Below are 12818 nucleotides of genomic sequence, written 5' to 3'. Positions count from 1 at the left end.
CTCCACGACCAGCTAGCGAAATCTGACGTAGGAAGAGAGCAGACCGACAGCCATGGCTGAGGCTCAGAACTCCCCCACCCTCAACTCCGTTCGGGCGGGGGGACCCCCATCGCTGGGGTCCACCACGGCCGGCCAGATCGCGGTGGCCGCCGAGTCGACCGTCGCCACGCGCATGAGCGCGCCCCCCTCCTTCGACGTGGCGGACTTCCCGGTCCCGCACGGCCGTGAGGAGGAGTGGCGGTTCACGCCGCTGGAGCGGCTGCGCGGGCTGCACGACGGCACCGCGGTCGCCACCGGCGGGGGCGTGAAGGTGGACGTGCAGGCCCCCGAGGGCGTCACCGTCGAGACCGTCGGCCGTGACGACGCCCGGATCGGCAGGGCCGGCACCCCGGTGGACCGCGTCGCCGCCCAGGCGTACTCGGCGTTCGAGAAGGCCGGTGTCGTCACCGTCCCCAAGGAGACGGTCCTCACCGAGCCGATCCGCATCGCGGTGCACGGCGAGGGCGGGGTCGCCTACGGCCACCAGGTCATCGAGCTGGGCGCCTTCGCCGAGGCCGTCGTCGTCATCGACCACACCGGTGACGCCGTGCTCGCCGCCAACGTCGACTACGTCCTCGGGGACGGCGCCAAGCTGACCGTCGTCTCCGTCCAGGACTGGGACGAGAAGGCCGTGCACGTCGGTCAGCACAACGCGCTGATCGGCCGGGACGCCACCTTCAAGTCGTTCGTGGTCACCTTCGGCGGCGACCTGGTACGCCTCCACCCGCGCGTCGCCTACGCCGGCCCCGGCGGCGAGGTCGAGCTGTTCGGCCTGTACTTCACGGACGCCGGCCAGCACCAGGAGCACCGCCTCCTCGTCGACCACAACACCCCGCACTGCAAGTCGAACGTCGCCTACAAGGGCGCGCTCCAGGGCGAGGGCGCCCACGCGGTGTGGATCGGTGACGTCCTCATCGAGGCCAAGGCCGAGGGCACGGACACGTACGAGATGAACCGCAACCTGGTCCTCACGGACGGTGCGCGGGTCGACTCCGTGCCGAACCTGGAGATCGAGACCGGCGAGATCGTCGGCGCCGGCCACGCGAGTGCGACCGGTCGCTTCGACGACGAGCAGCTCTTCTATCTCATGGCCCGCGGCATCCCGGCCGACGAGGCCCGTCGCCTGGTGGTGCGCGGCTTCTTCGCCGCGCTGGTCCAGCAGATCGGTGTCGACGACATCGAGCAGCGGCTTCTCGTGAAGATCGACGAGGAGCTGGAGGCGTCGGTCTGATGACGTCCTCTTCGACGTTCGTACGCGTCTGTGGGCTGAGCGAGTTGGAGGAGGACACCCCGAAGCGGGTGGAACTCGACGGCACGCCGGTCTCGGTCGTCCGTACCGAGGGGGAGGTGTTCGCGATCCACGACATCTGCTCGCACGCGAACGTCTCGCTCTCCGAGGGCGAGGTGGAGGACTGTCAGATCGAGTGCTGGCTGCACGGTTCCAGCTTCGACCTCCGCACCGGCAAGCCCTCCAGCCTGCCCGCGACGCGCCCCGTCCCCGTATATCCCGTACAGATCGAAGGGGACGACGTGCTCGTCTCCCTCACCCAGGAGTCCTGAGGTACCCATGGCTACGCTTGAAATCCGAGACCTGCACGTCACCGTCGAGGCCGACAACGCCACGAAGGAGATCCTCAAAGGTGTCGACCTGACCGTGAAGCAGGGCGAGACGCACGCCATCATGGGCCCCAACGGCTCCGGCAAGTCGACCCTCGCCTACTCGCTCGCGGGGCACCCGAAGTACACCGTCACCGGCGGCACCGTCACCCTCGACGGCGAGAACGTCCTGGAGATGTCCGTCGACGAGCGCGCCCGCGCCGGCCTGTTCCTGGCGATGCAGTACCCGGTCGAGGTGCCCGGCGTCTCGGTCTCCAACTTCCTCCGTACGTCCGCCACCGCCATCCGCGGCGAGGCACCCAAGCTGCGTACCTGGGTGAAGGAGGTCAAGGGGGCCATGGAGCGCCTCCACATGGACCCGGCCTTCGCCGAGCGCAACGTCAACGAGGGTTTCTCCGGCGGTGAGAAGAAGCGCCACGAGATCCTCCAGCTGGAGCTGCTCAAGCCGAAGGTCGCCATCCTCGACGAGACGGACTCGGGTCTGGACGTCGACGCCCTGCGGGTCGTCTCCGAGGGCGTCAACCGCGTCCGTGAGAGCGGCGAGGTCGGCACCCTGCTGATCACGCACTACACGCGCATCCTGCGCTACATCAAGCCCGACTTCGTCCATGTCTTCTCCGCGGGCCGCATCGTGGAGTCCGGCGGCGCCGAGCTCGCCGACAAGCTGGAGAACGAGGGCTACGAGGCTTACACGAAGGGTGGCCCCGTGAGCGGAGCGAACTCAGAGGAGGATGTGGCGTGACACAGCTGCCGGGCCTCCTCGACACTGAGGCGATCCGCAAGGACTTCCCCATCCTGGACCGTCAGGTTCACGACGGGCAGAAGCTCGTATACCTGGACAACGCGGCGACCTCGCAGAAGCCGCGCCAGGTGCTGGACGCCCTGAACGAGTACTACGAGCGCTACAACGCCAACGTCCACCGCGGTGTGCATGTGCTCGCCGAGGAGGCCACGGCGCTGTACGAGGGCGCGCGCGACAAGGTCGCCGCGTTCATCAACGCGCCGAGCCGCAACGAGGTGATCTTCACCAAGAACGCCTCCGAGTCGCTCAACCTCGTGGCGAACATGCTGGGCTGGGCCGACGAGCCCTACCGGGTGGACCACGAGACCGAGATCGTCATCACGGAGATGGAACACCACTCCAACATCGTGCCGTGGCAGCTGCTGGCGCAGCGCACGGGCGCGAAGCTGAAGTGGTTCGGTCTGACCGACGACGGCCGCCTCGACCTGTCGAACATCGACGAGATCATCACGGAGAAGACGAAGATCGTCTCCTTCGTGCTGGTGTCCAACATCCTGGGCACGGTCAACCCCGTCGAGGCGATAGTGCGCCGTGCGCAGCAGGTCGGTGCGCTGGTCTGCATCGACGCCTCGCAGGCCGCGCCGCACATGCCGCTGGACGTGCAGGCCCTGCAGGCCGACTTCGTGGCCTTCACCGGCCACAAGATGTGCGGCCCGACGGGCATCGGCGTCCTCTGGGGTCGCCAGGAGCTGCTGGAGGACCTGCCTCCGTTCCTGGGCGGCGGCGAGATGATCGAGACGGTGTCGATGCACTCGTCGACCTACGCTCCCGCCCCGCACAAGTTCGAGGCGGGCACCCCGCCGATCGCGCAGGCGGTCGGCCTGGGCGCGGCGATCGACTATCTCTCCGCGATCGGCATGGACAAGATCCTCGCCCACGAGCACGCGCTCACCGAGTACGCGGTGAAGCGGCTGGGCGATGTCCCGGGCCTCAGGATCATCGGCCCCACCACGGCCGAGGACCGGGGCGCGGCGATCTCCTTCACGCTCGGCGACATCCACCCGCACGACGTGGGCCAGGTCCTCGACGAGCAGGGCATCGCGGTCCGGGTCGGCCACCACTGCGCACGGCCGGTCTGCCTGCGGTACGGAATTCCTGCGACCACGCGAGCGTCGTTCTATCTGTACTCCACGCCGACCGAGATCGACGCTCTGGTCGACGGCCTGGAGCACGTACGGAACTTCTTCGGCTGAGGGGTTGGCGAGCGAGCGGATGAAGCTGGATTCGATGTACCAGGAAGTCATCCTGGACCACTACAAGCACCCGCACGGGCGTGGTCTGCGCGATGGCGACGCCGAGGTGCACCACGTCAACCCGACGTGCGGTGACGAGATCACCCTGCGTGTGAAGTACGACGGCGCGACGATCAGCGACGTCTCGTACGAGGGCCAGGGCTGCTCGATCAGCCAGGCCTCCGCCTCCGTGCTGAACGACCTCCTCGTCGGCAAGGACCTGGCCGACGCGCAGAAGATCCAGGAGACCTTCCTGGAGCTGATGCAGTCCAAGGGCCGGATCGAACCGGACGACGCGATGGAGGAGGTACTGGAGGACGCGGTCGCGTTCGCCGGTGTCTCCAAGTACCCGGCACGGGTGAAGTGCGCTCTCCTGAGCTGGATGGCGTGGAAGGACGCGACGGCCCAGGCCCTGGGCGGAGCCGACGCCGAAAGGAAAACGGCATGAGCGAGACCGTTGAGATGAAGCCCGCCTCCGAGGAAGAACTCCGCGAGGCGCTGTACGACGTCGTCGACCCCGAACTGGGCATCGACGTGGTCAACCTCGGCCTGATCTACGGCATCCACGTCGACGACGCGAACATCGCGACCGTCGACATGACCCTGACCTCGGCGGCCTGCCCGCTGACCGACGTCATCGAGGACCAGGCCAAGTCCGCCACGGAGGGCCTCGTCAACGAGCTGCGCATCAACTGGGTCTGGATGCCGCCGTGGGGCCCCGACAAGATCACGGACGATGGGCGTGATCAGCTTCGGGCGCTCGGGTTCAACGTCTGAGATCCACCGGCTCGAACGAACGGCGACACCCCGTGGGGGGCGTCGCCGTTCGTCGTGGTTCGTCCTGTCCGGGGCGTTCGCGCGAGTCCAGGTGGGCGCTCCGAGCAGGGTTCAGGCCAGCGTGCCAAGCGGTGTTCAGGTCAGCGCGCCCATCAGTGTTCAACATGATCTAGCGCGGAACCCCGGGCGTTCACTGAACGCCGGGGCCTCCTCGCAAGAACCAGGTGAACCGGCGGCCGACGAGTGACACGAAAGGGAGCGGACTGTTCCTCACACGGGCATGACCCGCACGTCGTACTGCGGGATCCACTTGTCCCTCGTCATCAGGGTCATCCCTTCGGTCTGTGCCTGAGCGACCAGTATCCGGTCGAAGGGGTCCCGGTGATGCGCTGGAAGCCGGGCTGCCCGCACCCCGTGCCCGGCGGTGATGGGCAGGCCGGTGAACTGGCTGTCGCGTACCCGCTCAGCCAGGTCCTGTGGGCCTTCCACTTTCCCGAGGGACTGTTTGATGGCGATCTCCCACGGTGATACGGCGCTGACGTACACCGCGGGTTCGGTGTCGAGCAGATCCTTGATCTCGCCGGACAGCTCAGCAGAGTCGTCCAGCCACCACAGGACCACATGGGTGTCGAGCAGAAGTCGCATCAGCGCATCAAGAGGTGGCAGCGGCGGTACAACAGCACCCACGCCAAGATCCGCTGCCTCGGCGAACAAGCGATGGCCACTCACCACGCATCAGCGTGAGGTGAGAAGGGATCCGTCTCACGCACCAGCAGACGAACGTCAAACCGAGTGCTGCCTGATACATCCCTGACGTACGACTGCTGCCAACGCCCACCAGTCTTGTGCAGCAGTGGCGCAAGGAACTTGCCTCCAGTCGGCTGTCCGGTTCGTGCACGGTCGGTGCTCTGGTGATCGCCGCCAGGGGCTCCTTGAAAGGCCTGCCCGCGTTCCCCGCACACCGTGTGGGACGGATTCCAGCCCCTGCCTGACGAGACGCCGGTTAAGACGAGGCGCACACAAACCACGAAAACGACAAATAAGCTGCCATCTTTCCATCGAAGAGGTGTAGATCATCGTGCGGTATTTGACCCTCTCCTCGCTTGCAGTCGGAATCAGCGTTGCCGCCTCACTCTTTACCCCGACGGCTGCTCCCGCCGGCGCGGCTTCATCCGCAGCCCCGGAAAGCGTAAAGTGGGAACTCTGCCGAGATGCGGCGGAGGACTGGAATCGTAACGATGAGCGAAGTGAGTGCGCTTTCGTTCCGGTTCCGGTGGACTATTCCAAGCCGAAAGGCAGACAAATAAACATTGCGGTGAGCAGGGTCAAGGCCACCGGAAAGCGCAAAGGCGCCCTGTTCAGCAACCCGGGAGGGCCTGGCCTAGCCGGAACCCCATCTCCCTACGGGCTCCTCGACAGCCAGCTGGCGCCAATGAACGATGAATTCGACTTCATCGGTATCGACACTCGCGGGACAGGCTACAGCGCCCAGGTTTCCTGTGATACACCCGAATCCAAGCAGGGAGAAACCGAAAAGGAGGCGTTTGAACGATACGCCGATGAGCGTCGCAAATGTATCGCTAAGGATCGGGCACTGACGCTCTCCATCAGCATGGAAAATGCATCCCGAGATATGGACCGAGTCCGGGAGGTACTGGGTTTCCATAAGATAAACTTTTATGGAAATTCCGGTGGAACCGCACTGGGCGCCGTCTATCGATCAATGTTCGACAACCGCGTTGATCGCATGTGGCTGGATTCGATCATGTCTCCGATCGGTGAAAATGCGGCGATCACCGCAGAAGCGGCACAATATCATGCTGGATATCGACGATTCTTCGAGTGGCTGGCCGGCAAGGATGCGACTTATCATTTCGGAAACTCGCCTCAGGAGGTCGAATCCACGCTGAAAGCAATGCAGACGAAGTTTGGTCGCGAAGAATTCACCCCCCTTCTCGATCCCAACTTTGAAGCCATACCAGACAGATGGGAGCGATCTGCCGCAAAGTTGATGGAACTGCAGAAAAGCGGTGCGGAGGGGAGTTACAAGCCGAAGGAGGTGAACCGGAGTGCTTTCGGCTTCGGAGAGATGGGCCACAACTATGTGATCACACATGACGCCTTCATGTGCAATGCGAGTGCGGATGGGCGGGAGTATTCCGATCTCCTCAGGCTCAGGAAGGAGCGACAGGAGAAGTATCCGTTTTCTGCAGATTGGAATGACCAATCAATCGCGTACTGCGCTGGCTGGCCGGCGGGCAAGTCGTGGGATCTGAAGCCCGGAAAGAGTGAGCTGCAACTGTCCGGACATAAGTTCGAATACGTCACGCCTTACGTGTGGGCAAAGATGATGCAGAAGAAGATCGGTGGATCCCTGCTGACCGTCATGGATGCAACGCACTCCACTATGAAATCCAACGAACTGGCTTGCGGTTCCAAGGTGGTCGACTTCTTCCGGAACGGCACAACCGCGAACAGCAGCTGCCCTGGGTTCCCCGCCGACCAGACAGGACCTCCAGGACCTGCCGGAAATCTGGCTGGGACGGTGAAACTCCAGGACTGCTCCGCTTCGCTGGTCCGCCCCCGCACCGCCCGCGATGAGGACAAGGCGTTGTTGCTCACGAATGGGCATTGCCATCCCGGGGGAAGGCCGAAGCCGGGCGAAGTGATCACCGACAAGGATGTCCAGATCGACGGTACCGTGTTGAGCCCAGCAGGCCGCGAACTCGGCCCGCTGACGGGGAAGGTTCTCTACGCGACCATGACCGGAACCGACATCACGCTGGCACAGCTGGACTCCACGTACGCGGACATTCAACGGATGTACAAGATCGAGGCGTTCCCGTTGGCCTCGTCCGGTCCCGTTCCCGGGCAGAAAATCAAGGTGGCGTCCAGTTATCTGCAAAGCGTCTGGTCGTGCCAGGCCGAGGCTGTGATCCCGACACTCAAGGAAGGGGACTACACCTCGAACAAGGCGATCCGGTACGCAAAGGAATGTAACACTCAGCCCGGTAGCTCCGGCTCGCCAGTCGTCAATGCCGAGACCGGGGAGCTCGTTGCGGTGAACAGCACCAGCAATCGTGACGGGAAAGAGTGCGAACTAAACAACCCGTGCGAGGTGGACTCGGAGGGCACCGTAGTCCACAAGGGACGCGGATACGCCACGCAGACCGCAGCGATCGCCGCATGCATCGGATCCGGCAACGTCGTGGACCTCAATCTCCAAGGCTGCACCCTGCCCAAGCCCTGAACTCGGCTCTTCACGCCCGCCCCTCTGCCCTGTAGTCCTTTCTTCGAAGTGACTACAGGGCAGAGGGGCGGGCCTTTACCCCTGATCTCGGACACGTGTCAACACTTTACTCATTGAGCCTTTTCCGACCTGACGGTACGACCGCGAGTTGGACGCTCATGCGCAACGACGAAGCTCCTGGGAGACGGGTTCTCGACATCAAGATCACCCATGTCCGCCAGGAGCTTCGCCGGTGATCGCGGCGGCGTCGGGATGCTCCCGAAAACAGCCCACAATCAGGGCTTCAACTTCCTCGGCCTCCCGGTCGAGGACCATGACCTCCCTGGCCAGGGTGTGGACCATTTTCGCAGCGGTCCTCTCCGCGGGGACGGCTGTGTGCTGAGCCTCAGCGGCGGCCACCGGGGCGCCGGCGGCATTCCTCGCATGGTCGCTGCGGACACTACGGTTGTTCAGCCAGGACTCCAGGGTGGCCCTCTCGCGGTCGGGCAGGACCGCGACGCGTCGGCCGGTCTCGGTATCCGTGATGCTCGTGGCGTAGCGGGGGCGGCGCAGGGCGAAATCATCCACACCGATCACCCACGGGATCACCTGCTGCGGCAGCGGCAGACCGCGCAGCGCGGTGCTGCGGGACATGGGCACAGCCAGCAGCCTGGCGAGGCGTGCAGCTGCCCGGCCGCACAACTCCCGCGCCACCTGGGATATCTGCCAGGCGAGGCGCACCGTGCGGCGCTGGTGGCGCTCCAGCAGTCCGGGAATCTGCTCGCGGAAGGTCTGCCGCCAACAGTCCAGGGCCGGACAGACCGGCCGCCGTACCCGCAGGTGGTCGACGACCGGGCGGCCGTCGACCGGCACGTCCGTCACCGTCCGGCGGTGATACCCGTGCACCTTCGCCGTCGGAGTCCCGCACACCGGACACAGCACCGCCACATCCCGAGTGCGAGCCGTGACCACCACTGCGTCACCACCGTCCACCACGTCCTCGACAACCAGCGCCGACAACCGGAAAACGCCGTCCCGATATGGGAGTTGACATCCATCACAAGATCGTGATCGTGATCGTGATCAAGGGTGGCTACTCGGCGTCACCACCGACTACGAACCAGAGCCGGTGAGCGCACAGACCCGGCCCTGGTGGCCATCCGGTCGCCGAAGAGCCGGTGGCCGGCGAGCCGCTGCGGGGGTGTCGGGGTGCGCGCCGTCACTGCGCGACGGTCTCTCTGTCGACCTGGAGGAGCAGGAGTTCGTAGACCGGGCCGTCGGGTTCGTTGCGGTACGGGGCCGCGTACGTGTACCCGAGGAGTTCGTACAGGCGGCGGCCGGCGGTGTTGTCCGGGCGGACCAAGAGCGAGGACCACTGGGTGTTGATTGACTTGAGGAGCTCGGCGTGGAGGCGGGGGCCGATGCCACCGGGACCGCCGGGCGGGGGTGACGGCGAGTTCGCACAGGTCATGAGGCGGCCCGCGCGGACGTGTTCGGGGATCTCGGGGAGCAGTTCGTCGTACCAGTACTCGGGTGTGCAGGGGAAGGTGTAGCCGAAGCCGACCATGGAACCGCAGGCGTACGCCGCGACCGGTGTGAAGCCTTCGTGCCGGAGGTGGTGGGTGACCTGACGGCCCATCGCGGTGGCGGACAGGCCGTCGGTGGAGGCGCCTGGCCTGGCCGGCCTGTCATGGCTTCGGCGAGGTCACCACTTCAGTTTCGCCGCGACTGGCCGGTGGTCGCTGTCGGTGGCGGGCAGTGTCCATGATGCGCGGGGGGTCATGCCGCGGACGAGGATGTGGTCGATCCTTGCGACGGGGAACGAGGAGGGCCAGGTGAGACCGAATCCGGCGCCTGCCTCCGTCTGGGCCGAGTGCATGCCGGAGGTCACGGGGGACAGCTCTCGGTCGTCGAGGGTGCCGTTGAAGTCGCCTACGAGGATGGTGTGGCGCAACTGTTCGGTGCGCAGGGCGGTGGCGAGGTGATGTGCTGCGGCGTCGCGTTCGGCGGTGGTGAAGCCCGCAGCCGCGGTGAGGCGGACCGAGAGCAGGTGGGCGACGTAGACGGCGACGGGTCCCTCGGGCGTACGGACGACGGCGCGCAGGGCGCGTGGCCAGGGCGCGATGTCCACCGTACGGGAAGTGTCGATGGGGTCCTTGCTCCACAGGCCGACCGTGCCCTGCACGGCGTGGTACGGGTACGCGTCGGCCAGCGCCCGTTCGTACTGCGGTGTCGCGTCGCCCAGTTCTTCGAGGGCCAGCAGGTCGGCGCCGGATGCGGCGAGGGCACGTGCGGTGCGTGTGGGGTACGGGTTGTGCTCGTTGACGTTGTGGGAGACGACGGTCAGATCTCCGCCGTCCGACTGTTTGTCGAGGAGCGTCCCGCCGAAGAGCGAACACCAGATGAGTGCGGGCAGGACGACGGCCACGGCGGCGGTCGCGGAACGGCGGATCAGCGCGCAGGACAGCAGCAGCGGCACGGCCAGGCCCGTCCAGGGCAGGAAGGTCTCGACGAGGCTGCCGAGGTGGCCGAGCTGGTTGGGGATGTGAGCGTGGCTGAGCATCACCAGGGCGGCCGACAACGCGAGTCCGGTGATGATCCGACCTCGGCGCCGAACGCCGGATCCGGTTGTGGCGTCCGCGTCGGACCCGGGCCGGGGAGGGGGAGGCGTCGGCGGGGAAGGCACGTGGAGGAGTGCTGTCATGGCGGCTTCACCCTGTCCCGGATGTGACCGTCGACAGCCGTCCCCGTACGGCCTCGATCAGGGTGCGGCTGTTGGACAGTGCGGCCTGGGACCCCTGTCGGGGACTGGTGCCGGCGTGCTGGTGGAGTACGACGCCGAGGATCAGCCGGTCGTGTCCGTGGTCGTCGGGCGCGGTGGCCGCCCACATCAGGGCGCCGTCGGCGGGTGTACTGGAGCCGGTCTTCAGGCCGATCACGCCGGCCGTGCCCAGCAGGGTGTTGGTGTTGCGGATCGGGCCGGGGACACCGGGGACGGTGGTACTGGGCTTGGCAACGATGGACCGGAATGCCGCGTCCCATATCACCTGTCGTGCCAGCTTCAACTGGTCGGCGCTCGTGCTGACGGTCGTCTCCTCCAGGCCGCCGGCGCCGGTGTAGACGGTGTGGCGCATGCCCAGGTCGCGGGCGGCCCTGTTCATTTTCCTGACGAACGCCTCCTGTGAGCCGGCGTCCCAACGGGCCGGCATCCGGGCGATGTTGTTGCCGGAGGGGATCAGCATGAGTTCCAGCACCTGCCGTTCGCTGAGAAGCTGTCCCTCCCGCACCGGCACTCTGGATTCCACGCCCGAGAAGGACTCGTCTGCGGCCGTCCGGTCGATGGTGATGCCGGGACCCCCTGACCGGCTCGCAGCGGGTGGTCACGGAGGATCACGTATGCGGTCATCACCTTCGTGATGCCGGCGATCGGCACCGGCTCCCGCGTGCCCCTGTTGCCGAGATCACCGGTGTCGCCGAGGCCCTCGACCAGCGCGCTCGCCTGTCCCTGCGACGGCCAGGCGACGGACAGGGCGTGAGATTTCGCTGCCGGGGTGCCGGCCGTTCCCGGGGCGGGCCGGACCCAGGCGCCGAGGACGACCGCGATGATCAGGGCGACGGTATCGATGCCGAGGAGGGATCCACGAGGGCGGCTCGACGTCGCGGCACGCAGGACACGTACGCGTATGTCCTGTACGCGCGGGACACGGTCGGGGTCCATGTGCAAGGCACCTCCAAGGTGTTCGACGTGCTCTGGTCGCACATGTCGATCATCTTGGGAGGCGTGGGTCGCCGTAGGCCGTCGGTCATACCTCCGGTACCGCTCGGCCCGTCATCCGTCCTGTATGAGTTCTGTGGCGTCAGCCGCCCGGGGCAGCCGGATCGTGGCGACGGCTCCACCGTCGACGGCGTTCGAGAAGAGCAGCGACGCGCCGATGACCCGGGCCTGGCCCGAGGCGACTGTCAGTCCGAGGCCGTGTCCGCGGCCGCGCTCAGCTGCTCCGGTGCGAAAGCGTTGCGGCCCCTCGGCGAGGAGACTGCCGGGAAAGCCGGAGCCGTGGTCGCGGACGACGACGGTCGTGCCCACGACGGTGACCTCGATCGGCCCGGCGCCGTGGCGGTGGGCGTTGACGATCAGGTTGGCGAGTACCCGGTCGAGCCGGCGGGGGTCTGTCTCCACAACGGCGGGCGCGGCGCCAACCACGAGCCGTGCGTCGAGGCCGGTGCGGGCCAGCGAGTCCCGGACCACGTCGAGGAGGGGGACAGGCCGCAGGTCGGCACGTTCCACGCCGGCGTCGAGGCGGGAGATCTCCAACAGGTCCTCGACGAGGGTGCGCAGCACCCGGACCCGGTCTTGGACGAGGTCGGTGGCCTCGCTCTCGGGGAGCAGTTCGGCGGAGGTGACCAGGCCCATCAGCGGGGTGCGCAGTTCGTGCGCGACATCGGCGGTGAAGCGCTGCTCGCTGCGCAACCGGTTCTGCAGACTGTCGGCCATCGAGTCGACGGTGACCGAGATTTCGGTGATCTCGTCGCCCGTCCGGCCGCCCCCCTCGGTTCTGGCGGCCAGGTCGCCCGAGGCGATGCGCCGTGCGGTGCGCGCCACCCGCCGCAAGCGCCGGTTGGGCAGTTCGGCGGCGAGAGCGGACAGGGGCACGATGACGGCCAGCGCGGCCAGTGAGTACTTCCACATGTGCCGGTCCAGGGCACGACGACTGAGCCGGTCGGACGTCATGTCGACCGAGATCGCCGCCAGGCGCCCGTCCGGCATCCGCTTGCCGGCCCACATCCACGACCGGTACTCGTTCCTCTCGTCGTACACGGCGCCGTCCCCGTGTTCCCGCACCATCCGCACCAGGTCCGTCGGCATCTCCCCGGAAGCGTGCACCACGCCGTCGGTCCTGCCGCTGTCCTCCGCCGAGAGGGCGGTGTCCAGGGCGGTGTATGCCCGGGCCGCGCCGTCGTTCATGGACCACTCGTACGTGCTGTGGTGCACCAGCAGTCCCACCGTCAGCGCGATGCCGCAACACGCCGTGGCCACCAACAGCGCGATCTTCCAGCGTAGCGAGCGCCAGTTGAGCAGGCTCCCTCTGGTTCCCGAGTCGAACAGAGGCTCTGGGATCCCCAT

At 66.6% G+C, this 12818-nt stretch carries 11 protein-coding genes and 2 pseudogenes; 7 read left to right on the top strand and 6 right to left on the bottom strand.

Annotated features, from left to right (window positions below; genetic code table 11):
* The first annotated feature begins 52 nt into the window (after nt 1-52).
* From sufD to M2271_RS16005, 6 genes are read left to right on the top strand one after another with little or no spacing between them, the layout of a single operon-like run.
* Nucleotides 53-1270 (top strand): Fe-S cluster assembly protein SufD, encoded by a 1218-nt coding sequence (gene sufD, locus M2271_RS16030; RefSeq protein WP_280887875.1) that lies wholly within the window; start codon nt 53-55, stop codon nt 1268-1270.
* Nucleotides 1270-1599, top strand: coding sequence for a non-heme iron oxygenase ferredoxin subunit (locus M2271_RS16025; RefSeq protein WP_280887874.1), 330 nt, complete (start codon nt 1270-1272; stop codon nt 1597-1599). The genes sufD and M2271_RS16025 overlap by 1 nt, the downstream gene beginning before the upstream one ends.
* Nucleotides 1600-1606: 7 nt before the next feature.
* Complete coding sequence (gene sufC / locus M2271_RS16020; protein ID WP_280887873.1) at nt 1607-2398, top strand: Fe-S cluster assembly ATPase SufC; 792 nt, start codon at nt 1607-1609, stop codon at nt 2396-2398.
* Nucleotides 2395-3651: a cysteine desulfurase gene (locus tag M2271_RS16015; RefSeq protein ID WP_280887872.1), complete on the top strand. Its 1257-nt coding sequence runs from the start codon at nt 2395-2397 to the stop codon at nt 3649-3651. Before sufC ends, M2271_RS16015 begins: the two co-directional genes overlap by 4 nt.
* 19 nt (nt 3652-3670) lie before the next feature.
* A complete protein-coding gene (sufU, locus tag M2271_RS16010; RefSeq protein WP_280887871.1) occupies nt 3671-4138 on the top strand; it encodes a Fe-S cluster assembly sulfur transfer protein SufU in 468 nt (155 codons plus the stop codon).
* Nucleotides 4135-4467 carry a metal-sulfur cluster assembly factor gene (locus M2271_RS16005; protein WP_280887870.1) on the top strand — a complete coding sequence of 111 codons (333 nt, stop codon included), beginning with the start codon at nt 4135-4137 and terminating at the stop codon, nt 4465-4467. The genes sufU and M2271_RS16005 overlap by 4 nt, the downstream gene beginning before the upstream one ends.
* 270 nt (nt 4468-4737) lie before the next feature.
* Here the strand turns inward: M2271_RS16005 and M2271_RS16000 are convergent, their stop codons facing one another.
* Nucleotides 4738-5112 (bottom strand): type II toxin-antitoxin system VapC family toxin, encoded by a 375-nt coding sequence (locus M2271_RS16000; RefSeq protein ID WP_280887869.1) that lies wholly within the window; start codon nt 5110-5112, stop codon nt 4738-4740.
* A gap of 433 nt (nt 5113-5545) precedes the next feature.
* Between M2271_RS16000 and M2271_RS15995 the strand changes: the two genes are divergently transcribed.
* On the top strand, nt 5546-7717 hold the full coding sequence (locus M2271_RS15995) for an alpha/beta fold hydrolase (protein WP_280887868.1): 2172 nt from the start codon (nt 5546-5548) through the stop codon (nt 7715-7717).
* A gap of 252 nt (nt 7718-7969) precedes the next feature.
* On the opposite strand, the pseudogene M2271_RS15990 reads toward M2271_RS15995, so the two are convergent.
* From M2271_RS15990 to M2271_RS15970, 5 genes and pseudogenes are all read right to left on the bottom strand, one after another.
* Nucleotides 7970-8716, bottom strand: a pseudogene (locus M2271_RS15990) (transposase family protein); the annotation flags it as partial.
* Nucleotides 8717-8915: 199 nt separating this feature from the next.
* Nucleotides 8916-9335: a hypothetical protein gene (locus M2271_RS15985; protein ID WP_280887867.1), complete on the bottom strand. Its 420-nt coding sequence runs from the start codon at nt 9333-9335 to the stop codon at nt 8916-8918.
* A 66-nt stretch (nt 9336-9401) separates the two neighbouring features.
* On the bottom strand, nt 9402-10259 hold the full coding sequence (locus M2271_RS15980; protein WP_348539172.1) for an endonuclease/exonuclease/phosphatase family protein: 858 nt from the start codon (nt 10257-10259) through the stop codon (nt 9402-9404).
* A 148-nt stretch (nt 10260-10407) separates the two neighbouring features.
* Nucleotides 10408-11300: pseudogene (locus M2271_RS15975) on the bottom strand (D-alanyl-D-alanine carboxypeptidase).
* 225 nt (nt 11301-11525) lie between these two features.
* A complete protein-coding gene (locus M2271_RS15970; RefSeq protein ID WP_280887865.1) occupies nt 11526-12818 on the bottom strand; it encodes a HAMP domain-containing sensor histidine kinase in 1293 nt (430 codons plus the stop codon).

This window comes from Streptomyces sp. LBL (assembly GCF_029893585.1).
Classification (GTDB): domain Bacteria; phylum Actinomycetota; class Actinomycetes; order Streptomycetales; family Streptomycetaceae; genus Streptomyces.
This window is presented reverse-complemented; position numbering and strand designations above follow the sequence as displayed.

What these genes read in the sequence shown, in the direction of transcription:
- sufD (WP_280887875.1), top strand. Translation starts at nt 53, where the DNA reads ATGGCTGAGGCTCAGAACTCCCCCACCCTCAACTCCGTTCGGGCGGGG.
- M2271_RS16025 (WP_280887874.1), top strand. Translation starts at nt 1,270, where the DNA reads ATGACGTCCTCTTCGACGTTCGTACGCGTCTGTGGGCTGAGCGAGTTG.
- sufC (WP_280887873.1), top strand. Translation starts at nt 1,607, where the DNA reads ATGGCTACGCTTGAAATCCGAGACCTGCACGTCACCGTCGAGGCCGAC.
- sufU (WP_280887871.1), top strand. Translation starts at nt 3,671, where the DNA reads ATGAAGCTGGATTCGATGTACCAGGAAGTCATCCTGGACCACTACAAG.
- M2271_RS16005 (WP_280887870.1), top strand. Translation starts at nt 4,135, where the DNA reads ATGAGCGAGACCGTTGAGATGAAGCCCGCCTCCGAGGAAGAACTCCGC.
- M2271_RS16000 (WP_280887869.1), bottom strand. Translation starts at nt 5,112, where the DNA reads ATGCGACTTCTGCTCGACACCCATGTGGTCCTGTGGTGGCTGGACGAC.
- M2271_RS15985 (WP_280887867.1), bottom strand. Translation starts at nt 9,335, where the DNA reads ATGGGCCGTCAGGTCACCCACCACCTCCGGCACGAAGGCTTCACACCG.
- M2271_RS15980 (WP_348539172.1), bottom strand. Translation starts at nt 10,259, where the DNA reads ATGCTCAGCCACGCTCACATCCCCAACCAGCTCGGCCACCTCGGCAGC.
- M2271_RS15970 (WP_280887865.1), bottom strand. Translation starts at nt 12,818, where the DNA reads ATGGGGATCCCAGAGCCTCTGTTCGACTCGGGAACCAGAGGGAGCCTG.